We start from the raw sequence: 22,597 nt of genomic DNA, 5'->3' as shown, positions 1-22,597 counted from the left end.
GAGATACGCAAACAGGCAAGCGGCCCCCGGCCCGCGGGATCCCCGGCAGGGGGTAGCATCGGCCGCTGATCCCGCCGCCACGCGGCCGGGCGATTGTGCTCCACCGAGCCGGTGCGGGTGTCAGGCCGCGTTTCGGGCCCGTCGGTTCGTTGATCTCGATGCTTCGTTGACCGGATTCAACCGATATCGATACTGGGGGCGCCAGATGTCGAGTTCTGCCGAGGCGGTGCGGATATGACGCACGTCGACGATGTTCAGCCGGTGGCCGATTCCGTGGATCTGGCGGATCGGTACCGGAGTTCGACGGGTCCGGTGCTGCTCACCGGGGTGCAGGCGATCGCGCGGCTGCTGGTGGAGCAGCACGAGCGGGATCGGCGGGCGGGGCGGCGGGTCGCGACCTTCGTCTCCGGGTACCAGGGCAGCCCGCTGGCCGGGCTGGACCGGCTGCTCGCCGGGCTGCCGGAACTGGCCGCCGAGCACGACGTCCGGCTGGTGCCCGGGGTGAACGAGGAGCTGGCGGCGACCTCGGTGTGGGGCAGTCAGCTGGAGCTGCCCAAGGGGACGCGGACCCACGACGGGGTGATCGGGGTCTGGTACGGCAAGGGGCCGGGGCTGGATCGTGCGGGTGACGCGCTGCGGCACGCCGCCATGTACGGCGCGCATCCGGCCGGTGGGGCATTGGCGCTGGTCGGGGATGATCCCGCCGCGAAGTCGTCGTCGGTGCCCGCGGCCAGTGAGCGGTCGCTGGCGGCGCTGTCGATGCCGGTGCTGTTCCCGCGCAATGCCGAGGAGGTCGTGGCGTTCGGGCTGTACGCGGTGGCGCTGTCGCGGGCGTCGGGGTGCTGGCCCGCACTGAAACTGGTCGCGGACGTCGCCGACGGGCTGTGGACGCTGGACCGCGATTTCACCGATTTCCGCATCACCGTGCCCCGGCTGGAGTGGGAGGGGCGGCCGTGGACGTACCGGCAGCGGGTGCTCGCCGCCCCGCCGGACAGCGTGCTGGCCGAGGCGGAGCTGTACGGCCCGCGGTGGGCGATGGTGCGAGAGTTCGCCGCCGCCAACGACATCGACCGCATCGAGGTCGATGCGCACGATGCCTGGCTCGGCATCGTCGCGGTCGGCACCGCCTACGACGCGGTGCGCCAGGCACTGGAGGAACTCGGGGTGGACGACCCGCGGCGGGCGGGGGTCAGGATCCTGCGGGTGGGGATGCCCTATCCGCTGGACGCGGGCAAGGTCCGCCTGCTCGCCGCGAGGGTGGAGACGGTGCTGGTGGTCGAGGACAAGACCGCGTTCGCGGAGTCCCAGGTGCTCGAGGCGCTCTACGGCACCGCGGGGGCGCCGCGCATCCTGGGCAAGCGCGGCGCCGACGGCCGCCCGCTGGTCCCCGCCGACGGCGAGCTCACCGCGGCCCGGCTGCTCGGCCCCCTGCGAAGTGTTCTGCGCGAACGGGTCCCGCTGCGCACCCCGCTCCCCGCGCCCCTCCCGTTGAGCGTGCTCGACACCAAGCGCACCGCCTTCTTCTGCTCCGGCTGCCCGCACAACCGCTCCACCGCGATCCCGGACGGCTCGCTGGCAGGCGGCGGCATCGGCTGCCACACCCTCGTGACCATGTCCGCGCGCACCGATTCCCAGGTCACCGGGCTCACCCAGATGGGCGGCGAGGGCGCGCAGTGGATCGGCCAGGCGCCGTACACCGATATCGGGCACATCTTCCAGAATGTCGGCGACGGAACCTATTTCCACTCCGGGCAGCTCGCCGTGCAGGCGTGTATCGCGGCCGGGGTGAACATCACCTACAAGATCCTCTACAACGCCGCCGTGGCCATGACCGGCGCCCAGCCCGCCGAGGGCGGCCTCTCGGTGCCGCGGCTGACGCACAAGCTCGCCGCCGAGGGCGTGGCGAAGACCATTGTCTGCGCGGAGGATCCGGGGCGGCACCGCGGCGCCTCGTTCGCGGCGGGCGTCCTGGTATGGGATCGCGACCGCCTCGACGAGGCTCAGCGCCTGCTGCGCGAGGTGCCCGGCGTGACGGTGCTCATCTACGACCAGCCGTGCGCGGCCGATACCCGGCGCAAGCGCAAGCGCGGGGAGGCGCCGGTGCGCCGCACCCGGGTGCTGATCAACGAGGCGGTCTGCGAGGGCTGCGGTGACTGCGGGGTGAAGTCGAACTGCCTGTCGGTGCGGCCGGTGCAGACCGAGTTCGGCCGCAAGACCCGCATCGACCAGACCGGCTGCAATACCGACTACAGCTGCCTGGACGGCGACTGCCCCGCCTTCGTCACCGTCGAGCTGCCCGAGGTGCCCGCGCCGCGGGCCCGCACCGCGGCCCCCGCCCCGCCGGAGGTCCCCGCCCCGGAGCTGCCCGAGATCGACGGCACCTTCGATGTCTTCCTGGCCGGGGTCGGCGGTACCGGCATCGTCACCGCCAACCAGGTGCTCGGCACCGCCGCGCTGCGCGCCGGGCTGCACGTGGAGGGGCTGGACCAGACCGGGCTCAGCCAGAAGGCCGGGCCGGTCACCTCGCACCTGCGGCTGAGCAGGCGCGCGGCCGGCGCCGCCAACCGCATCGCCCCGGCAGGCGCCGACTGCTTCCTCGCCTTCGACCTGCTCACCGCCGCCGACGACCGCAACCTGTGCTACGGCAGCGCCGAGCGCACCCTGGTCGTCGCCTCCACCAGCCGCACCCCGACCGGCGACATGGTGCACGACGCCTCGGTGGCCTACCCGGCGGAGAGCGTGCTGCTCGACCGGCTCGCGACCGTGGGCAGGGCGGTGCTGCGGTTCGACGCGGTGGCCGCCGCCGAGGTGCTGTTCGGCGACTCCGCGACCGCCAATTCGCTGCTCGTCGGCGCGGCCTACCAGGCGGGGGCGCTGCCCATCCACGCCGCCGCGATCGAGGAGGCCATCGCGCTCAACGGGGTCGCGGTGCGCGCCAACCAGCGGGCCTTCGCCTGGGGCCGGGTCGCCGTCGCCGACCCGGACGCCTTCGCCGCGGCCACCCGCGCGGGCGAGCGCGCGCACCGCAGCGACGATGCCCCGCTGCCCGCGCGGCTGCTCGCGCCGCTGCGGGTGACCGGGGCGGTGCGCGCGGCGGTCGAACGGCGCGGGGCCCAGCTCGTCGCCTACCAGGGCGAGGCGCTCGCCGCCCGCTATCTCGGGCGGGTGCAGGAGGTCTGGGCCGCCGAGCAGGCGATCGGGGCGGGCAGCGAGCTCACCGCCGCGGTGGCGCACGGGCTGCACAAGCTGCTGGCCTACAAGGACGAGTACGAGGTGGCCCGCATGCTCGCCGACCCCGCCTTCCTCGGCGCGGTGCGCGACGAGTTGCCCGGCGCGGGCGCCCTCACCTACAAGCTGCATCCCCCGGCCCTGCGCGCCCTCGGCCGGAACCGGAAGATCGGGCTGCGCTCGCCCGCCGTGCTGCGCGCGCTCGCCCGCGGCCGCGGCCTCCGCGGGACACCGTTCGACCCCTTCGGGCACACGCGGATGCGGCGGCTCGAGCGCCGCCTGGCGGCGCACTACGAGCAGACGATCCGCGCCCTGATCGCCGATCTCACCCCCGGCAACCACCCGCGCGCCGTCGCGGTAGCCGAAGCGGCCGACCTGGTGCGTGGGTACGAGGAGGTCAAGCTGCGCACCGTCGAGACCTACCTGGCCCGGCTGCGGGCCCTCGGCATCGACACCGCCGGAATCCGCGCCGGTGGCCCCACCTGAGGGGCCCCGCTGCCCCCCACCCGAAGCTACCGCACCGCCGCACCCGATGAGTTTCCGGCGCAGAGGAGGTCTACCCGGCATGAGACGACTGATCTACGGCTTCGGCGTGTCCCTGGACGGCTATATCAACGACCGCGACGGCAGCATCGACTGGTCCGACCCCGACGACGAGCTGCACCAGCACCACAACGACCGGTTCCGCGAGCTCGAGCTGGTGCTCAACGGCCGCAGGCTCTTCGAGCTCATGGCCGAGTACTGGCCGCATGTGCCCGGCGACGCGCCGCCGGTCGAGCGCGAGTTCGGGCAGCTCTGGACGGCGGTGCCGAAGGTCGTCTTCTCCCGCACGCTCACCGAGGTCGCCTGGAACAGCACGCTGGTCACGGGTAACGCGGTCGAGGAGGTGCGCAGGCTCAAGGCCGAGGGCGACGGCCTCGCCGAGATCGGCGGCGCGGACTTGGCCGCCGCCGTCATCCCGCACGGCCTGATCGACGAGTACCACGTCTACATCTCCCCGGTGGTACTCGGCGGCGGCACCCCCATGTTCCCGGCGCTGGCCGAGCGCATCCGGCTCCGGCCGATCGAGTCCAAGCGCTTCGCGTCCGCGCAGCTGCTCCGCTTCCGCGCCAAATAGCAACCTTCCAGCAATAGACTGGTGGGCGTGAGCACCCGGCTGCGCGCCCTCGAGCGCGAGGATCTGCCCTTCGTCCACCAGCTCTTCAACGACGCGCAGATCATGTCCTACTGGTTCCACGAGCCCTTCGAGGCGCTGGTCGAGCTGCGCGACATCTACGACCGGCACATCCACGACGAGCGCGAGCGCCGCTTCGTCCTGGATGTGGAGGGCGCGCAGGCCGGGCTGGTGGAGCTGCGGGAGATCGCGCCGGTGCACCGCAACGCGGAGTTCCAGATCATCGTCGCGCCGGAGTACCAGGGCCGCGGGCTGGCCTCGATCGCCACCGGCAAGGCGCTGGACTACGCCTTCGCCGTGCTGAACCTGCACAAGGTGTACCTGATCGTGGACGTGGTGAACGAGAAGGCGATCCACGTCTACCGCAAGCTCGGTTTCCAGGACGAGGGCATCCTGCGCGACGAGTACTTCGCCGCGGGCCGCTACCGGAACGCGCTGCGCATGGGCATCCTCCAGGGCGAACACCTGGGCGAGTGAGCGTGATCCCTTCCGTGCTCCAGCGCGCTAGTATCTAGTGCACTATGGAATCACGCGCTAGAGAATGGAAGGGCGAGCTGGGCAGGCAGCTCTCGTTCGCGCTGTACGGGGCGGCGAACCGCATGATCCGGCACCACAAACCGATCCTCGAACCGCTGGGGCTGACCTTCCCGCAGTACCTGGTGGTCCTGGCGCTCCTCGACGGCGCGCCGCGCACGGTCGGCGCGCTCGGCGGCTGCCTGGAGATGGACACCGGCACCATCACCCCGCTGGTCAAGCGGCTGGAGACGGCCGGGCTCGTCACCCGCCGCCGCGACCCGGGCGACGAGCGGCGGGTGCTGGTCGACCTCACCGAGCGCGGACGCGCGCTGGAGGCCGAGGTCCGCGCGGTCACCGCCAAGGTCGACGAGGTCTGCCCGCACACCGCCGACGAGCTCGAACACCTCCGGCGCACCCTCGACGAACTCGGCCGCCCCACCGGCCGCTGACCACCCACCGACGACGCCCGCCGTGGCGAAGGATTGGTACCAACCATGACCCTCACCCTCTCCCTGCTCGACCTCGTCCCGCTGCGCACCGGCCAGACCACCGCGCAGGCGGTCGCGGCCTCCATGCAGCTCGTCCGGCGCGCCGACGAGCTCGGGGTGCACCGCTACTGGTTCGCCGAGCACCACAACATGCCCGCCATCGCCTCCAGCTCGCCGCCGGTGCTCATCGCCGCGGCCGCGAGCCGCACCGAGCGGATCCGGCTCGGCTCGGGCGGGGTCATGCTGCCGAACCACTCGCCGCTCATCGTGGCCGAGCAGTTCTCCACGCTCGCGGCGCTGGCCCCCGGCCGCATCGACCTCGGCATCGGCCGCGCGCCCGGCAGCGACCCGGTGATCACCCAGCTGCTGCGGCAGTCCGGCGCGACCAGCGACGTCGACCGCTTCCCCGACAACATCACCGACATCATCGCGCTCGCGCATCCCGACGGCGCGAGCCTGCGCTTCGCCTCCGGCGGCGAGTACACGGTGAAGGCCACCCCGGTCGCGACCAGCACGCCCGAGGTCTGGCTGCTCGGCTCCAGCGACTACTCCGCGCGGCTCGCCGCCCAGCTCGGCCTGCCCTACGTCTTCGCCAACCACTTCGCCGGCGACCACCTGGAGCACGCCATGTCGCTCTACCGGACCCAGTACCGGCCCTCCGCCGAGCATCCGGAGCCGAAGAGCTTCCTCACCGCCAACACCGTCGTCGCCCCGACCTACGACGAGGCATTCGAGCGCGCCCTGCCGCACCTGCGCATGATGGCACGCATGCGCTCGGGGCTGCCGCTGCGCGCCGCCGAGACCGTGGACGAGGTGCGCGCCGCCCCCTCCGACGAGGCCGAGCGGCGGATCATCGACCTCCAGGCGCGGAACTGGTTCATCGGCGAGCCGGGCGACGTGGCCAAGCGGCTGCGCGCCTTCGCCGCCGAGCACGGCGTGGACGAGATCATGATCTCCGCCGCCGCCGGGCAGTTCGAGGCCGAGCCGCTCGACGAGAGCACGGGCCGCATCCAGACCCTGGAGCTGCTCACCGCCGCGCTGCGCTGAATCGGGCGGAGGTGTCCCGGCGCTCCGATGGGGAATATCCGGAGCGGGCGGTTCGTCCGCCGCCCGCGACGGAAGGAGCCCCGCCATCGAATCCGCCCCACCCGACGGCCTGGCAGGCTGGGCCGTCGACCTGATGGAAAGGCTCGGCGGCCCCGGCGCCGGGCTCGCCATCTTCCTGGAGAACCTCTTCCCGCCGCTGCCCAGCGAGGTGGTCCTGCCGCTGGCCGGGTTCGCCGCCCGGCTCGGCGACTTCTCGCTCGTCGAGGCGATCGCGTGGACCACGATCGGCTCGCTGCTCGGCGCCTGGCTGCTCTACGGCCTCGGCGCGGGGCTCGGGCACCAGCGGCTGCGCCGCGTCGCGGGCCGGATCCCGCTGCTCGACCCCGGCGATGTCGACCGCTCGGCCGCCTGGTTCGGCAGGCACGGCGGCAAGGCGGTGTTCTTCGGCCGGATGATCCCGATGTTCCGCAGCTTCATCTCCATCCCCGCCGGGGTCGAGCGGATGAACTTCCTGTACTTCAGCGTGCTGACCGCGGCGGGCAGCCTGATCTGGAACACGGTCTTCGTGCTGGCCGGGTACGCGCTCGGGGCGAACTGGCATCGGGTGGAGCCGTACACGGAAGTGCTCCAGTACGGGGTGATCGCCGCGGTGGTGCTCGCGCTCGGCTGGTTCGTGACCAGGCGAATGCGCCGCCGGCGCACCGGCAGTGTGTGAGCCCGAGCGCTCTGTTCTTCAGCGATCGAGGTTGACAACGTCAACCCGGTCTTCTACCTTCGGGTTGACGACGTCAACCCGAAGAGGGCGCCACCGTGATCACTTCCGTCATCAGCACATTGCTCGCCGCACTCGCCGTGGCGCTGAGTTCCGTCGCCGGACAGGCCCCGCCGCCCGCACCGCCCGCCTACACCGAACCGCGCTGCTCCACCCGCTGGTCGCCGTCCAGGTCGCGCAGACCATGCCCGCGGTCATGCGGGAGAGCCTGACCGTCATGAAGACCGGCGCCGAGTCCGCTCTGCGCTGATCCCGGTTCACCACGCCCGCCCAGCGCGGCGCCACCGCCGGACCGGAAGCACCGGTGGCCGGGGGCAGCGCACGGCACGCCGGGCCGGCGCTGAACGCGCTGCCCGGCCGGCCGAGGTCAGTCGCGGAGGGCGTCCTTGACCTTCTCCCCCGCCCCCTTGAGGTCGGACTTGGTCTGATCGGCCTTGCCTTCGTTCTCGGTGCGCCGATCGCCGGTCACCTTGCCCGCCGCCTCCTTGGCCTTGCCCGCGAGATCCTCGACCTTATTCTTGGCCTTGTCGGTAGCGCTCATCGCATGTCCCTTCCGAAGTGGGGCTCGCGGACCTTGACGTCCGCGAGCCTGCACCGATGCGATAGCCCGAGCGCGGGCCGGTAAACACGACGTAGGGTCGGACGATGGTTGTGCGACGCCTCGAATCCCCGGCTCGGGCCCCTGACCTCGACGATCTCGCGCTGCGCGAACTCTACGGCTATCCACCGGAGCTCACCCGGCCCTACGTCCGGGTGAACTTCGTGAGCAGCGTCGACGGCGCGATCACCGACGGCGAGACCGTCTCGTCGCTGGCCACCCCCGCCGACAAGGCGCTGTTCTTCGCGCTGCGCGCCGTCGCGGACGCGGTGCTGGTCGGCGCCGCGACGGTGCGCGCGGAGAACTACGGCCCGGCCGACGGTGACGACGAGGTGCAGCGGTGGCGCGCCGCGCACGGGCTGGCCCCGATCCCGCCGGTGGTCGTGGTCTCCGGCTCGGCCGGGATCGAGCCGGACGCCCGGCTGGTCACCGCCGCGCGGGTCGCGCCGGTGCTCGTCACCGCCGCGACGGCCGACCCGGGGCGGGTCGCGGCGCTGGAGCGGGCGGGGGTGCGGGTCGTCCGCTCCGCCGGGCCGGAGGTGACCAGCGCCGAACTGCTCGCCGCGCTCACCGGGCTCGGGCTGCTTCGGGTGCTCTGCGAGGGCGGCCCGACCCTGCTCGGGCAGCTGCTCGGCGACGACGCCGTGGACGAGCTGTGCGTCACCACCTCACCACTCGCCCTCGGTGGGCGGGCGAGCCGGATCGCGCACTCCCCCACCGCCACCCGCCGCCCCCTGCGCCGGGGGCATATGCTCGCGGACGACGACGGCACGCTCATGGTGCAGTGGATTCGCGACCGCTCCTGAGCCGCGCCACGAAGGGACGCACATGACGGACAGCATCAGCGAGGCGGGCTCGACCTGCGAGGCGGTGATCGCGGCCGCGGACTTCCCGGTCTTCGTGGTCACCACCCGCGCCGGCGAGGAGACCAGCGGCTGCCTGGTCGGCTTCACCGCACAGGTCAGCATCAATCCACTGCGCTTCCTGGTCGGGCTCTCCCAGCGCAACCACACGCACCGGGTCGCGCAGCGCGCCGAGCGGCTCAATGTGCATCTGCTCGGGCAGGACCAGGTCGAGCTGGCGGCGCTCTTCGGCAGCGAGACCGGCGACGAGATCGACAAATTCGCCCGCTGCGCCTGGCACCCGGACTCGACCGGGCTGCCGGTGCTCAGCGCGGCCGCGGGCTGGTTCGGCGGGAAGATCCTGGAACGTCACGACTTCGGTGACCACACCGTAATGCTGCTCGCGCCCGACACCGGGGTGGCGCCGCCCGCGGACGTCGAGACCCTGCGCTTTCTCATGGTCGATCACCTCGAGCCGGGGCACGACGCCTGAAAATTCCATCCGGACGCACGGACTGCTCAGGTCCGGGGCGAAGCACCGGCCCGCCGCGTGGCTTCGGCGACAAGCTCCCGCCCGCCCTCCTCGTAGAGCGCTTCGAGGACGATCCGGCCGATGCGCCACGCTCCCCCGACCTTCCTGGCGTCGACGAGGTAACGCCCCGCGATCATCCAGACGCCGGACACCGCACCGGTCCGCAGCACGTGATAGGCCCGCACCGGGGTGCGCAGCTGCGCGATATCGCCGTCGACCTCGGCGAGCACGGGCCCGGTGAGGTGCTGGGTGGCGTCGAACCCGGGCAGCAGGCCCTGCCAGCGGCGCACGACCTCCGCACGGGCCACCGTTTCCACGGCGCCGCCGAAGAGCGAGGTGTAGTCGAGCTCGACGGAGTCGGCGAGAGTCGCCTGGACCCCGTCCCAGTCGAGCAGGTCGATCGCCCACAGCAGGCGGGTCAGGGTGGTGCCGGGTGTGGTCAACGGGGCTCCAATGCGGTGCGGAAGTGGTCGGCGGCCGCGTCGGCGGCCAGGGTGACCTGGGCGGGGCGGTCGTAGTGGTCGGTCTGGCCGCCGGCGGATTCGATCAGGGCGGCGCGGGCGCCGAGCCGGGTGGCGAGGTCGCGCACGATGTCGGGGAAGACGCAGTCGGCGGAGTGCACGAACAGGCTGGGCACGGTGACCGCGGCGGCGGGGGTGATGCCTTCGTAGCCGAGCCAGGGCTGCCAGCTCAGCTCGGCCATCCGGTTGGGCCAGGCGTCGATGGCACCGCGGGCGGGGTCGGCGTAGTAGTCGAGGTCGATGAACATTCCGGCGCGGTCGTTGCCGGGTTCGTAGGCGGGGACGGTGGTGACCTGCCCGGTGCTGCGGTAGTGCTCGAGCGCGGCGGCTCCGCGCCGCAACCGCAGGTCGACGCCGTCGCGGCCACCGTAGAAGGGGGCGACGGTGGCGGTGTCGTGGAACCAGCCCGCCACCGAGGCGAGCGCGGCGACGGGGGCGCCGGCCGCCGCCGCGGCGAAGCCGTACTGGGCGCCCGCGCAAACGCCCAGGTACCCGACCCGGTCACCGGCCACCACCGACAGCGTGGCCGCGTAGCGGACGGCCGCGGTGATATCGGCGATCTTGCGGCCGGGGAGCTCGGCCGCGGCCGGATGGCCGGGTGATTCGCCGAATCCGGCATGGTCGAGGGTGAGCACGGCGAAGCCGCGGGCGGCGAGCGCGGTGGCGTAGGTGTGCGCCATCTGCTCCTTGACGGTGAGCCAGGAGCCGGTGACGACGATGCCCGGGTGCCGGGCGAAGGGGTCGGCGGTGGCGCGGTACAGCCGGCCGGCCAGCGTGCCGTCGCCGCCCGCGAACATGACCGGGGTCGAAATGATCTCCACCCCCGCGATCCTGGCCACTCACCGGCGGCCCGGGTAGGTCGGATCTTGCTGTCCTCACCCGGTGCGCAGCTGGGCGGCCGTGGCCCCGGTGTGCCGCACCAGCAGCCGCCGGAAGTGGCCGACGTTGGTGTAGCCGACCGCGGCGGCGACCTCGAGCACGGTGCCGCCCGGCCTGCGCAGCAGCGCGACGGCGGTTTCGATCCGCCGCGCGGTCAGGTATTCCAGCGGTGTCATGCCCGTGGTCGCCCGAAAGGTGCGGGCGAAGTGGAAGGGGCTGACAGGGACTGCGGCGGCGAGGTTTTCGATTCCGATTCGCTCGCTCAGGTTCGCACCGATGAAGTCGTCGACCCGGCGCAGGTCGCGGAGGCCGAGCCGGCACGGCGGGCGGGCCCCCGCCGCGTAGGTGCCGACGAGGTGCGCGGCCAGCAGGACGACGACGCCGCGGGTGGTGAGCTCGCCCCAGTTCGCGTCCAGCCGGATGTACTCCGAGCGCAGGCCGGGAATGGACAGCGTGCCCACCGGCTCGGCGTGGGATGGCGCAGTGTTCCGCATGCGTGCCCTCTCCCTCTGTCGCGGGAACACCAGCTTGATGCATCCCGGCCCCACCACGGCTGATGTGCCCAGCGGCCCCGATCTCGGGTCGACGCTTCGTGGCACCCGAAGCCTCGGCGCAGACCAGAACGCGCGAGACCTGTGCCTGCTGAGCACCAAGCGGACAGAAGGCCATTTTGGTAGAGTTTCGACAGAAAGCGGCCGATATTTGCAGCGAGGTACCGTGCTGATCAGATTCGAGGTAGAGAATTTCCGCTCGGTGCTCGGACCGGCCGAGCTGTCCATGGTCGCCGTCGACGACCGGCCGGAAGTACGGTCGTTTCCCGGTTTCGGCGCCTCCCTCGTACCGGTGGCCGGCATCTTCGGGCCGAATGCCTCCGGCAAGTCCAACATGCTGGCGGCGCTCGCCTGGCTGCGCGAAGCGGTGCGGAACTCGCTGCGGAACTGGGACGACGAGATCCCGGTCGAACCGTTCGCCTTCGGTGACGCGCGCGGCCGTGACTCCTCGTTCGCCCTCGAGCTGGAGATCGAGGGCATCCGCTTCGAATACCTGCTCGACCTCGGCCGGCATCGCGTCACCTACGAGGCGCTCTTCCACTACCCGGAGAAGAAGCGGCGCCGCGTCTTCGAACGCGACGGCAACGAGCTGACGCTGCAGCGCGGGCTCGGCGAGCTGTCGGGCACCCGCGCCCTGCTGACCGACCGCTCCCTCGCCCTCTCGATCATGCGCCGCTTCGACGAGCCCCTCACCTCGGCGTTCGCCCGCACGCTCCTGCACATCGCCATCCTGGGGCAACCGCTGCTGCGTCACCGGCGGAACCCGGCTGCCACGCTGTCATCGACCCTGCGGCTGTTCGACGGGCGCCGCCCCGACGAACTCGAACTCGATGTTTTCGACGACGATCACCCCGATGGGCCCGAAGAACGGGCGGTCCGGCAACGGGCGATGTCGCTGCTGCGGCTCGCCGATCTCGGGGTGGCGGATGTCGAGATCGAGGAGACCCGGATTGATTCCGGCCGCGGAGACTCCTATAGGCGGCGATCCCCGCAGCTGATCCACACGGTGAACGACGAACGAGTCCCCTTCGAGTACCGCGACGAATCGGCCGGGACGCGGGCATGGTTCGAACTGATCGGCCCGGTGCTCGAGGCGTTGCGCCGCGGCGACACCCTCGTCTTCGACGAGCTGGACGCCGGCCTGCACCCCACCCTCACGGCCCGGCTGATCGATCTGTTCGAGCGACGCGGTTCCAACCCGCACGGCGCCCAGCTGATCTTCACCTCCCACGACACCAACCTCCTCAACCATCTGAACCGCGACGAGATCTGGCTCACCGCCAAGGACGACAGCGGGTCGACCCGCTTCGCCGCGATCTCGGACTTCGCGGGCGAACGGGTCCGTCGCTCGGCCAACCTCGAGAGTGGCTATCTCAGCGGCCGGTTCGGAGCGCTGCCCGACGTGTCCCGTGCCGATGTGCTGCGCGATCTGGGACTGATCGGGTGAGTGCCAGGGAACGAGGCAGGAGAGGCAAGGCGCTCGAACGCAGCTCCGGGACCGTGCCTGTCCGCGCGACCTTCCGGGTGTACACGGAAGGGAGGCAGACCGAGCCCGACTATATCGACGCCCTGCGACGGCTTCCGGAGCTCGCCGACTCGGTGGCGGTGCAGATCGTGGTCGAAGAAGCAGGGGCGACCCCGATGCACCTGGTCGAGAGCGCGCGCGACGACAAGCGGCGCCGCGATCTCGACATCGACCACCACTGGTGCATCTTCGACGTCGAGTATCCGACCCGCCACCCCCACCTCGACCGTGCCCGGCAGATGGCGCGCGACAACGGGATCGAGCTCGCGATCAGCAACCCCTGCTTCGAGCTGTGGCTCGTGCTCCATCATCGACGTCAGCACGCACACCTGAGCACCGAGGACGCAGTCCGGCTCCGGCGCGAGCTCGACGGCTCGGACGGCAAGAACGTCGACGGGCCCCGCTACCTGGCATCCCTGGCGAAGGCCATCGGGACGGCACCGCGTTCCCGGACGACAACCCGTCCTCGTCGGTGGACCTGTTCGTCGCCCACATCCGTGCGGCGGCGGACTCCCCCCGCACCGAAACTTGACTCACCGCGCCCCGGACGACCGTCGGCCCCGGCATCCGACACCGTGGCGCGCTGCACGTTCGCGCATCGTTTGCGCGTCGGCCCGGCCGGGTACGGCCTCGAAACCGGGAGGCAGTGGAGAACAGGGCGAGGTGAATGGTGAGCGGTGAGGTCACAGACGCTGTCCGGGCGGCGCCGGAGGCGGTGGCGGTGGTGATTCCGGTGCACAACGAGCAGCGGTTGCTGCCGCACTGCCTGCGCGCGGTGCGGCGCGCGGCCGCCGCGGTGCCGATACCGGTGCGCACGATCGTCGTGCTGGACACCTGCACCGACGATTCCGCACGCCGGGTACCCGGCTGGGCACACACCGTCCCGATCGGCGCGCGCAGTGTCGGCGCCGCCCGCGCCGCCGGATTCGACGCCGCGGCGGCGCACTTCGACCACCTGGATCCGCACCGCGTGTGGTACGCGACCACCGACGCCGACTCGGTGGTCCCCGCCGACTGGCTGACCACCCAGCTCGAGCACGCCCGCACCGCGGACCTGGTCGCCGGAACGGTCACGGTCCGCTGGCGCGAGCACCACCCCGCCGTGCGCGCGGAGTACGAACGCCGCTACCGGGCCGTTCCCGGCGCGCACGGGCACGTGCACGGCGCCAACCTCGGCTTCCGTGCCGCCTGCTACCACGCGGCCGGCGGATTCGCGCTGCTCCCCGCCGACGAGGACGTGGACCTGGTGGCCCGGCTGCGGCGCGCGGGCGCCCGCACGATCTGGGCCGAGCACCCGCCGGTGCTGACCGGCGACCGAAGCGACAACCGCGTCGACGGCGGGTTCGGCGGCTACCTGCGCGACCTGGCCGACGCCACCCCGGACTGCGCATGACGACACCGCGCCGCGACGAGATCCCCGCCGCCGAAGCCTCGGCCTGGCCACTGCCCGGCCACGGCGACACCCTCGCCCGCTGGCAGGCCCTGACCAGCGCCTGCCGCACGGACATCGTGATCGGGAGGCTGGCCGAGGCGCACGCCGACGCCTGCGCGATCACCCGCGAACTCGGCGCCCCTCCCCCGCGCCACGGCGAGCTCTGGGGCGTGTGGGCGGCCGAGCCGCCCGAGCCCGTTCTGCGCGCGGAGACCACCCGCGGCCGGACGCTGCTCTCCGGCCGCAAACCCTGGTGCTCGGGAGCGGGGATCTGCACCCACGCGCTGGTCACCGCCGAGACCGGACGGGGTGCGGCCATGTTCGCCGTCGACCTTTCCGAGCCCGGCGTCGCGGTGGTCCCCGGCAGCTGGCACGGGGTGGGCATGGCCCGCTCGGCGACGCTGTCGGTGGACTTCGACGCCGTGCCCGCGCGGCTCGTCGGCGCCGAGGGCGCCTATGTGGACCGGCCCGGGTTCTGGCACGGCGCGATCGGGGTGAGCGCGTGCTGGCTCGGCGCCGCGCAAGCCGTGGCCGAGCCCCTGCTGCGGTCCCGGCGCGACGACCCGATCACCGCCGCGCACCGCGGTGCGGTGGATGCCGCCCTCTACGCGGCGCACTCCGCGCTGACCTGCGCCGCGGCCGAGATCGATGCCGGGCCCGGCGAGCTCGGCGCCGCCCGGATCCGGGCCAGGCGGGTGCGCGCGATCGTCGAGGCCGCCGCCACCGGCACCATCGACCGGGTGGGGCGCGCACTCGGCGCCGGCCCGCTCGCCCTCGACCGCGTCCATGCCGGGCGCGTCGCCGATCTGACCGTCTACCTGCGCCAGAGCCACGCCGAGCAGGACCTGGCCGACCTCGGCGCCCTCGTCGCCCGGTCCTGAATCCCCGGAGGTGCCGCCATCCCCGCCCGACACTTCGATCCCGCCGAACCGGGAACGCCGACCGCGACCTGGCAACCCCTGGTCGCGGCGTTGCCCGTGGCCGAACCCCGGATGGCCGCCCTGGTCCTGATCGCTCCGCACCCCGACGACGAGGTGCTCGGCCTCGGCGCGCTCACCGCCGCGCTCACCGACCGCGGGGTACCGGTCACGATCATCGCCGTCACCGACGGCGACGCCTCCCACCCCGGCTCGCCGACCCACACCCCCGCCGCGCTCGCCGAACTCCGCCGCCGCGAATCCGCAGCCGCCGCCGCGGTACTCGGCGTCACCGAGATCGTGCACCTCGGACTGCCCGACGGTGCCGTCGCCGCCGCCGAGGAACGGCTGGGCGAGCTGCTCGCCCCGCACCTGCCCGCCGGCGCGACCGTCGCCGTGCCCTTCCACGCCGACGGCCACCCCGACCACGAGGCCACCGCCCGCGCGGGAACGGCCGCCGCCCGCGCCCGCGGCCTGCCGGTGCTGGAATACCCGATCTGGCTGTGGCACTGGGCGCACCCCGACGACCCGGACATCGACTGGACCCGCGCCCGGCGCCTGCCCGCGGCCCCCGCGCACGCCGAGCGCAAGCGCCGCGCCGCGGCCGCCTTCACCTCCCAGATCGCGCCCCTCTCCCCGCACCCCGCCGACCGCGCGGTGCTGCCCGCGCACATCCTGGCCCGGCTGCTCGACCTGGAGGAGGTGGTCTTCGCGTGAACCCGCGCAGCGACCCGGAGTTCTTCGACGCCATGTTCCGTGCCGATCCCGACCCGTGGCGCTTCGACACCGCCTGGTACGAGATCCGCAAACGCACCCTGCTGGCCGCGATGCTGCCCGCCCCGCGCTACCGCCGCGCGCTCGAACCCGGCTGCGCCAACGGCCACCTCACCCGGGTGCTGGCCGGGCGCTGCGACCACGTCACCGCCACCGACATCGCGCCGAGCGCACTGGCGCTGGCCCGCGCCCGCTGCGCCGAGCTGCCCCACGTCACCCTGCGCGAATGGGCCTTCGGCAGCCCGTGGCCCTGGACGGACCCCTTCGACCTGGTCGTGCTCAGCGAAGTCGCCTACTACCAGTCCGCCCCCGACCTCACCGCCACCATCGCCGACCTCGGCACCCGCCTCGACCCCGGCACCACCGTGCTGGCCGCGCACTGGCGCCACCGCGAACCCGACCACCACCTCGACGGCGACCGCGCCAACGACATCGTCCTGGCCACCCTGCCGCACCACCGGGTCGCGCACTACCGCGACGACGACGTGGTGATCGACGTCCTCGCCACCCGCTGAGCCGCGCGTACAACCGCGCCGCCCGGGTATAGCGAACGCGCGGCGAAAACCGAGAGCGCCGAAGGTATCTCGGACAACGGAGCGGGCGGTACACAGGTGAGATCGACGAAGCGGAACCCTGGGTCCGGCCGGGCGGGCGTCGGCGCGCGCGGCGCGAGCGCGACGATGCGCAGGCTGCTCGCGCTGCCGCCCCGGATCAAACGCCGGATCGCGGGCCCCGCCGTCCACCGCGACGGCCTGGAACTGGACCTCGACACCCAGATGCTGCTGCGGATCAACAGCGCGTGGCCGCGCCCGCGGCTGGATCCGGTGACCTCGCCCCCGCGGATGCGCGCCGCGGCGCGCCGGATGGCCGCCGTCGGGGCGGGCCGGGCCCGCGCCGTTCCGGTCACCGACATCACCGTCGCGGGCGCCGCGACCCCGCTGCCCGCCCGCGTCTACGCGCCCGCGACCGGTGGCGCCGTGCTCGTGTGGTTCCACGGCGGCGGCTGGGTCGCCGGTGACCTCGACACCCACGACGCACTCTGCCGCACCCTCGCCGACCGCGGCGCCACCACGGTCGTCTCGGTGGCCTACCGGCTCGCCCCCGAACACCCGTACCCGGCCGCGGTCGAGGACGCCCTGGCCGCGTACGCCGACATCGTCGCCCGCGCAGCCGAATTCGGCGCCACCCCGGATCGGGTCGCCGTCGGCGGCGACAGTGCGGGCGGTTACCTCGCCGCGCTGGTCGCCCAGCAGGCGGCGGACCGCGGCACCCCGGGTCCCGCGGCACAGCTGCTGCTGTACCCGGTCACCGACCTCACCGGCGCCTGCGCCTCCCGCCGGACCCTCGCCCGCGGCTTCGACCTCACCCGCGTCGACCTGGAGTTCTTCGCCCGCTGCTTCCTGCCGCCCGCGCTCGACCGTGCCGCTCCCGGCGTCTCGCCGCTGGCGGCCCCGAGCCTGGCCGGAGTGGCGCCCGCGCTGATCGTGACCGCCGGATTCGATCCGCTCCGCGACGAAGGCGAGCTCTACGCCCGGCGCCTGCGCGAGCACGGCGTCCCGGTCACCGCACACCGCTTCGACGGCTACACCCACGGCTTCGCCAACAACGGCCTCGCCTTCGGACCGGCGGTCGCCACCATCGCCGACCTGTTCGCCGCCACCCTCGCCGCCGCGGCACGCACCCAGCGCGCCGACGCCGGTCCGGCCTGAGCGAGCCGCGGCCCTGGCGTTCAGCGTGCGGGCACGCGGTCCCGGGCGCCGGCGGCAAACCGACCTCGCATCCGGCTCGGCGCGGCGCCCCGGAAAGGGCGGGTTCAGGTGCGGGTCCCGGTGGCGACGATGATCGGCAGCGCCAGGAACAGCCGGTCCGCCCGCGCCCGCGCGATCTGCTCGTCCAGCCAGGCGCCCTCGCCCGCGAGATCGGCGAGCACCGGCAGGCAGGTGCCGTCCGTCCACACGATCGTGTGTACCTCGGCGGTGACGTCGGCGAACCCGTTGTCCAGCAGGAGATTGCGGTAGCGGCGGGCCACCAGCGGGTGGGCGACCCGCTCCGCGCGGGCACGGATCAGCGCCCTGGTGCGGGCGGGGTCGCCGGACTCGATCACCCAGGTGTCCCAGTCCTGTCCGAGCAGCACCGCACGGCCGTTCGGCGCCAGCACCCGTCGCGCCTCCGCGACCGCTCGCCCCGGCTCGGCGACGGCGTGCAGCACCTTGTCCGCGCGGTATCCGGTGACCGACCCGTCGGCGAGCGGCAGCGCGGTGGCGTCGCCGACCCGGAACTCCCCGCCCGGCCAGCGCTCGGCCGCCGCCTCGACCATGCCGGGATGCAGGTCGACGCCGATGGCCGCGACCCCGCGGGCGACGAGCTCGCCGACGGCGCGCCCGCCGCCGCAGCCGACGTCGACAACGGCATCGCCGAGCCCTCGGTAGGTGAGTTCGCGCAGCGCACGGGCCTGTGGCAGCTCGTCGAAGGCGTCGAGCAGGGAAAGCAGTGTGGACATGGCCGCCATTCTTCGAGTTAATGTCGACATGAAGTCAATTGGTGAGGTGGCGGCCCGTTTCGGCCTGCCGACGCACGTCCTGCGGCACTGGGAGACCCAGGGCCTGCTCACCCCCGCCCGCGCGGGCGTCCGCCGCCGCTACACCGATGCCGATCTGCACCGGGTCGCGGCCATCATGATCGCCAAGGAGGCGGGCTTCGGTCTCGCCGGCATCCGCGACATGCTCACCGCCCGTCCCGCCGCCGCCAGGCACGAACTCATGTCCCGCCACCGCGACGCGCTGCTGGCCCGGATCGCGCGCGCCGAAGCCGCGCTCGCCATGCTCGACGGCGGCCTCGAATGCCCGCACGACGACATCATGACCTGCCCGCACTTCCGCGGGCGGCTCGCCGACCGGCTCGGCTGAGCCACCCGCGCGGCCGGCGCGATTCCGCGGTCGGTCCAGGGCGACGCCGAGTCCGGCGGCGAAGGTGCGGATCATGTGCTGCACCCCGAGCTCGTTGCGCCCGATGACCATGTGGTCGTGCTGGCCGTGCCGCACCAGCTGTGCCGGACCGTGCAGCGGGTGCATGGAGTACCCCCACACCCTGGTAACCCTCCAGCATCCCGGGCGACCATGAACGAAACCACGCTCGGGAACCGCCTCCGGAAAGGTCACCCCCATGACTCGCACAGCAACCCACTCCCACTTCGCCCGCGCCGACCGGGTACGGGCTCAGGAACTCGCGCTCACCGACTCGCCGTTCACCATCGAGGTGCGCTTCGTCGGCGGCCTCACCGACAGCCAGGAGGCCGCCTTCGCGGCGGCGGCCGACCGGTGGGCGACGCTCATCGTCGGCGATCTCCCGGAGGCGCGGATCCCGGACGGCGCAGGCGGCACCATCGCCGTGGACGACGTGCTGATCTTCGCCGAGGGACGGCAGATCGACGGCCCCGGCACCATCCTCGGGCAGGCGGGCCCGACCTGGATCCGGCGCGATTCCCTGCTGCCCATCGCGGGCGAGATGACCTTCGACTCCGCGGATCTGGCCGGGCTGGAGGCCGACGGGCGGCTGGGCGACACCATCACCCACGAGATGGGGCACGTGCTCGGCATCGGCTCGCTCTGGAGCGACCACGGCCTGCTGCGGGACGCGGGCACCGACGGCCCGGTCTTCGTGGGGCCCTCCGCCATGGACGAATACGGGGCGCTCACCGGGTCGGCCGCCGAGCCGGTGCCGGTGGAGGACAAGGGCGGGCCCGGCACCGCGGGCGCGCACTGGCGCGACGCCGTCTTCGGCACCGAGCTGATGACCGGGTTCATCTCCGCGGCCGGGATCGCCAACCCGATCAGCCGGATCACCGTCGGCTCGCTCGCCGACATGGGCTATCTGGTCGACGTCGCCGCCGCCGATCCGTTCACGCTGCCCGACCTGCTCGCGGTGCGCGAATCGGGCCTCCCGGAGCGGCCCGCCCGCTCCGGCTACGTGCTCCCGACCCTGCCGCGACGGGTCTGATAATCCCGGCCGCAACCCGCGACGGCTGGACAGAAAACGAACTAAACTCCCATTCCATGGGTGGGAGCTGGCAACTGCTCGAACGCCCGGCCGAGTGCGACGCCGTCCGCGCCGCGCTGACCACACCCGCCGCGGGCGGGATCGTGCTGGTCGGCGCTGCCGGGGTCGGCAAGACCACGCTGGCCCGCGCCGTCACCGCCCAGCTGGCGGCGCCGGTGCGCTGGGCGGCCTGCACGGAGTCCTCCCGCGCGATCCCGCTCGGCGCCTTCGCGCCGTGGATCAGCGCGCCCGCCTCGCGCGATCCGCTGGCGCTGCTCTCCTCGGCGCGCGACAACCTGGTCGCCGGGGCGGAGCCGGTGATCGGCGTGGACGACGCGCACCTGCTCGATCAGCTCTCGGCGACGCTGCTGCACCAGATCGCGGTGGAGGGCAGCGCCCGCATCGTCGCCACCGTTCGCACCGGGGAGAGCGTTCCCGGCGCGGTGACCTCGCTGTGGAAGGACGGCTACCTGGAGCGGCGCGAGCTGGCGCCGCTGGAACGGCAGCAGTGCCTCGACCTGGTCGAGGCGGTGCTCGCCGGGCCGCTGGAGGGGCTCAGCGCCGACGTGGTGTGGGAGTCGTCCGGCGGCAATCCGCTGTACCTGCGCACCCTGGTCGAGGGCGCGGTGGCGGCGGGCGGGCTGAGCCGGGTGGGCGGGATCTGGCAGCTGCGCGGGGCTGCCGCGGTGCCGTCGGGGCTGGCCGAGCTGCTGGACGAGCGGCTGAGCCACGCCGACGAGGCGGTGCTCGACGTTTTGCGCATGGTGGCCCTGCACGAACCCTTCGACCTGGAGCTCCTCGCCGACCTGGAGAGCGCCGACGCGGTGGACGCCGCCGAGCTGGCCGGGCTGCTCCGCATCACCACCGACCACGGCGCCGAAGCCGCGCGCTTCACCCACCCGCTGCTCGGGGAGGTGGTGCGGGAACGGATCGGCCGGGTCTCGGCGCGGCGGCGGCGGGGCCGGATCGTGGCCGCGCTGCGCGGGCAGCCGCTCGACACCGCCCCCGCCCGGCTGCGGATGGCGCAGCTCTGCGTCGACAGCGACCAGCCGATCGACACCGGGCTGCTGATCACCGCCGCGAAAGACGCCGTGGCGCTGTCGGATCTGCCGCTCGGGGAGAAGCTGGCGCGCGCGGCGCACGAGCGCGACGGCGGGCTCGCCGCCGCCGAGCTGCTGTCCCGGGCGCTGCTCTGGCAGGGGCGGGCGCGCGACGGCTACGCCGTGCTTGCCGGGTTCGATCCGGCGCACCTCGACGAGCTGGAGCTGGTGCAGTGGGGGTTCCCGGTGGCGAGCCTGCGGTTCTGGGCCGCCGGCGACGCGGCGGGCGCGCACCGGACGCTCGCCCTGCTCACCGACCGGGTTCGGCATCCGGTGCTGCGGCTCGCCGTTGACGCGCTGCGCGCCGCCGTCGCGGTGCACGAGAACCGCATCCCGGACGGGATCGCACTCGCCGAACACGTTCTCGCGCAGCCCGGCTCGCCGTCCCAGGCCGTGGATTTCGCGGCCTTCGCCGCCGGGCTGGCCATGCCGGTGGCCGGGCGCGGGCTCGATTTCGCCCCGATCGCGGAGCGCTGCCGCGCGGAGCACAAGCCGACCGACGGCGTCATCCGGGCCATGATCCGCTACGGCGAGGCGCTGGCCCTGGTGAGCGTGGGCGCGCTGGACGAGGCCGAGGCGCGGGCCACCCGCTCCGGGCAGTTCTCCACCTCCGGCCAGTTCGCCGGCTGGGCGATCGAGAAGATCTGCACCGCGACGGTGGCGGCGGCGCGCGGCCGGTTCCGCGAGGCCGTCACCGCGCTGGAGCAGGCGCTGGCCGCGCTGGTGGCCGAGACCGCGCTCTCCTGGCAGCTCCCCGCGCAGCTGCTGCTTGCCCGCGCCTACGCCACCCTCGGCGACGTCGCCGCCGCCGAGCGGGTGCTCGCGGCCGCGGGCGAGCACGACGGCCCGCACACCGCGCTGCACGAACCGCACCGGCTGCTGGCGGGCGCCTGGCTCGCCGCCGCGGGCCACAATGTCCATTCGGCCATCGCATGTGCCCGCGCGGCTGCCGATCTCGCGCACCGTGGCGGCCAGCTCGGCTTCGAGGCCGAGGCGCTGCACCACGCGGCGCGCTTCGGCGACCGGACCGTCGCCGCCCGGCTCGGTGCGCTGGCGCCGCGGGTGCAGGGCCCGCTCGCCGCGCTCTACGCCCGCCACGCCGCCGCGCTCGCCGCGCCGGGAACCCGCGCGCTGGCGGCGGTCAGCGCGGAGTTCGAGGCGGCCGGGCTGCTGCCCGCCGCGGCCGATGCCGCCGCCCAGGCGGTGACCAGGCACGAGCGCGCCGGGCAGCGCAGGCCCGCGGCCGAGGCCGCCGCCCGCGCGCTGCGGCTCGCCGCCCGCTGCGACGGGGCGAGCACCCCGGCGCTGCTCGCGGCGGCCCGGCCGCTGCCGGTGACCGCGCGCGAGCGCGAGATCACCGCGCTCATCTCGCGCGGCCTCACCAACCGGGAGATCGCCGAGCGGCTGGTGGTCTCCATCCGCACCATCGAGGGCCACATCTACCGCGCCTGCCAGAAGCTCGACACCACCGACCGGGAGCAGCTCGCCGCGCTGATCTGGCCCGACACCCCGCGCTGAGCGATTGGGGTAGTGGCCTACCCGGTCGCCCCTGCCGCACCCGGTCCCGGACTCGGCTCGCGCGGCCGGAGCGGTGCGCCGACCCGGGCAGCGCCGGAGACGCGGTCCCGATTGGCGTACCCCGCTACGCACGCTCCCGTCGGTCCAT

Annotated in this window: 23 protein-coding genes; 18 read left to right on the top strand and 5 right to left on the bottom strand. The window is 73.5% G+C overall.

Features of this window, described 5'->3' with window-relative positions:
* Positions 1-234: 234 nt before the first annotated feature.
* The 6 genes from NH2_RS07095 to NH2_RS07070 all read left to right on the top strand — a co-directional run bounded on the left by NH2_RS07095 (position 235) and on the right by NH2_RS07070 (position 7,168).
* Complete coding sequence (locus NH2_RS07095) at positions 235-3,714, top strand: indolepyruvate ferredoxin oxidoreductase family protein (protein WP_067650127.1); 3,480 nt, start codon at positions 235-237, stop codon at positions 3,712-3,714.
* 79 nt (positions 3,715-3,793) lie between these two features.
* Positions 3,794-4,345, top strand: a complete 552-nt coding sequence (locus NH2_RS07090) for a dihydrofolate reductase family protein (protein WP_067650124.1) — start codon at positions 3,794-3,796, stop codon at positions 4,343-4,345.
* A 27-nt stretch (positions 4,346-4,372) separates the two neighbouring features.
* The gene (gene speG, locus NH2_RS07085; protein WP_369690032.1) at positions 4,373-4,879 is read left to right on the top strand and encodes a spermidine N1-acetyltransferase; all 507 of its coding nucleotides are present in this window, start codon (positions 4,373-4,375) and stop codon (positions 4,877-4,879) included.
* A 44-nt stretch (positions 4,880-4,923) separates the two neighbouring features.
* Complete coding sequence (locus NH2_RS07080; RefSeq protein ID WP_067650116.1) at positions 4,924-5,367, top strand: MarR family winged helix-turn-helix transcriptional regulator; 444 nt, start codon at positions 4,924-4,926, stop codon at positions 5,365-5,367.
* Positions 5,368-5,412: 45 nt separating this feature from the next.
* A complete protein-coding gene (locus tag NH2_RS07075; RefSeq protein WP_067650113.1) occupies positions 5,413-6,453 on the top strand; it encodes an LLM class flavin-dependent oxidoreductase in 1,041 nt (346 codons plus the stop codon).
* Between the two features lie 133 nt (positions 6,454-6,586).
* Entirely contained in the window at positions 6,587-7,168 is a 582-nt protein-coding gene (locus tag NH2_RS07070) for a DedA family protein (protein ID WP_067650110.1), read from the top strand.
* A gap of 424 nt (positions 7,169-7,592) precedes the next feature.
* Here NH2_RS07070 and NH2_RS07065 read toward each other — a convergent pair whose 3' ends face one another.
* The gene (locus NH2_RS07065) at positions 7,593-7,766 is read right to left on the bottom strand and encodes a CsbD family protein (RefSeq protein ID WP_067650107.1); all 174 of its coding nucleotides are present in this window, start codon (positions 7,764-7,766) and stop codon (positions 7,593-7,595) included.
* A 104-nt stretch (positions 7,767-7,870) separates the two neighbouring features.
* On the opposite strand from NH2_RS07065, the gene NH2_RS07060 reads away from it, so the two are divergent.
* On the top strand, positions 7,871-8,629 hold the full coding sequence (locus tag NH2_RS07060) for a pyrimidine reductase family protein (protein WP_084505292.1): 759 nt from the start codon (positions 7,871-7,873) through the stop codon (positions 8,627-8,629).
* A 22-nt stretch (positions 8,630-8,651) separates the two neighbouring features.
* Entirely contained in the window at positions 8,652-9,158 is a 507-nt protein-coding gene (locus NH2_RS07055; protein WP_067650104.1) for a flavin reductase family protein, read from the top strand.
* Between the two features lie 26 nt (positions 9,159-9,184).
* Here the strand turns inward: NH2_RS07055 and NH2_RS07050 are convergent, their stop codons facing one another.
* The 3 genes from NH2_RS07050 to NH2_RS29170 are packed head-to-tail and all read right to left on the bottom strand — an operon-like array spanning position 9,185 to position 11,058.
* Positions 9,185-9,640, bottom strand: coding sequence for a nuclear transport factor 2 family protein (locus NH2_RS07050; protein WP_245650462.1), 456 nt, complete (start codon positions 9,638-9,640; stop codon positions 9,185-9,187).
* A complete protein-coding gene (locus tag NH2_RS07045; protein ID WP_067650101.1) occupies positions 9,637-10,539 on the bottom strand; it encodes an alpha/beta hydrolase in 903 nt (300 codons plus the stop codon). The genes NH2_RS07050 and NH2_RS07045 overlap by 4 nt, the downstream gene beginning before the upstream one ends.
* A gap of 54 nt (positions 10,540-10,593) precedes the next feature.
* Entirely contained in the window at positions 10,594-11,058 is a 465-nt protein-coding gene (locus tag NH2_RS29170; RefSeq protein ID WP_067650098.1) for a helix-turn-helix transcriptional regulator, read from the bottom strand.
* Here NH2_RS29170 and NH2_RS07035 point away from each other — a divergent pair.
* The 7 genes from NH2_RS07035 (at position 11,051) to NH2_RS07005 (ending at position 17,505) form a co-directional block, all read left to right on the top strand.
* Positions 11,051-12,595, top strand: coding sequence for an AAA family ATPase (locus NH2_RS07035; protein WP_245650461.1), 1,545 nt, complete (start codon positions 11,051-11,053; stop codon positions 12,593-12,595). The two genes, NH2_RS29170 and NH2_RS07035, sit on opposite strands and share 8 nt — an antisense overlap.
* Positions 12,592-13,347, top strand: coding sequence for an RloB family protein (locus NH2_RS07030; protein ID WP_084505290.1), 756 nt, complete (start codon positions 12,592-12,594; stop codon positions 13,345-13,347). Before NH2_RS07035 ends, NH2_RS07030 begins: the two co-directional genes overlap by 4 nt.
* A complete protein-coding gene (locus tag NH2_RS07025; protein WP_067650088.1) occupies positions 13,341-14,066 on the top strand; it encodes a glycosyltransferase family 2 protein in 726 nt (241 codons plus the stop codon). Before NH2_RS07030 ends, NH2_RS07025 begins: the two co-directional genes overlap by 7 nt.
* A complete protein-coding gene (locus NH2_RS07020) occupies positions 14,063-14,986 on the top strand; it encodes an acyl-CoA dehydrogenase family protein (RefSeq protein WP_067650085.1) in 924 nt (307 codons plus the stop codon). Before NH2_RS07025 ends, NH2_RS07020 begins: the two co-directional genes overlap by 4 nt.
* 96 nt (positions 14,987-15,082) lie before the next feature.
* Positions 15,083-15,739 (top strand): PIG-L deacetylase family protein, encoded by a 657-nt coding sequence (locus NH2_RS07015; RefSeq protein ID WP_245650460.1) that lies wholly within the window; start codon positions 15,083-15,085, stop codon positions 15,737-15,739.
* The gene (locus NH2_RS07010; RefSeq protein WP_157103642.1) at positions 15,736-16,311 is read left to right on the top strand and encodes a class I SAM-dependent methyltransferase; all 576 of its coding nucleotides are present in this window, start codon (positions 15,736-15,738) and stop codon (positions 16,309-16,311) included. Before NH2_RS07015 ends, NH2_RS07010 begins: the two co-directional genes overlap by 4 nt.
* Positions 16,312-16,407: 96 nt before the next feature.
* Positions 16,408-17,505 (top strand): alpha/beta hydrolase, encoded by a 1,098-nt coding sequence (locus tag NH2_RS07005; RefSeq protein WP_157103641.1) that lies wholly within the window; start codon positions 16,408-16,410, stop codon positions 17,503-17,505.
* A gap of 104 nt (positions 17,506-17,609) precedes the next feature.
* Here NH2_RS07005 and NH2_RS07000 read toward each other — a convergent pair whose 3' ends face one another.
* Entirely contained in the window at positions 17,610-18,296 is a 687-nt protein-coding gene (locus NH2_RS07000) for a methyltransferase domain-containing protein (protein WP_067650076.1), read from the bottom strand.
* Here NH2_RS07000 and NH2_RS06995 point away from each other — a divergent pair.
* From NH2_RS06995 to NH2_RS06985, 3 genes are all read left to right on the top strand, one after another.
* Positions 18,295-18,702, top strand: a complete 408-nt coding sequence (locus NH2_RS06995; RefSeq protein ID WP_245650459.1) for a helix-turn-helix domain-containing protein — start codon at positions 18,295-18,297, stop codon at positions 18,700-18,702. The genes NH2_RS07000 and NH2_RS06995 overlap by 2 nt on opposite strands.
* Positions 18,703-18,958: 256 nt before the next feature.
* Positions 18,959-19,792, top strand: coding sequence for a leishmanolysin-related zinc metalloendopeptidase (locus NH2_RS06990; RefSeq protein ID WP_067650070.1), 834 nt, complete (start codon positions 18,959-18,961; stop codon positions 19,790-19,792).
* Positions 19,793-19,848: 56 nt separating this feature from the next.
* Positions 19,849-22,449 carry a helix-turn-helix transcriptional regulator gene (locus NH2_RS06985; protein WP_067650067.1) on the top strand — a complete coding sequence of 867 codons (2,601 nt, stop codon included), beginning with the start codon at positions 19,849-19,851 and terminating at the stop codon, positions 22,447-22,449.
* Positions 22,450-22,597: the final 148 nt, after the last annotated feature.

The organism is Nocardia harenae NBRC 108248 (assembly GCF_001612885.1).
Taxonomy (GTDB): Bacteria; Actinomycetota; Actinomycetes; order Mycobacteriales; family Mycobacteriaceae; genus Nocardia; species Nocardia harenae.
The sequence above is the reverse complement of the archived record's forward strand: the minus strand, read 5'-3'. Positions and strand labels throughout refer to the sequence as shown.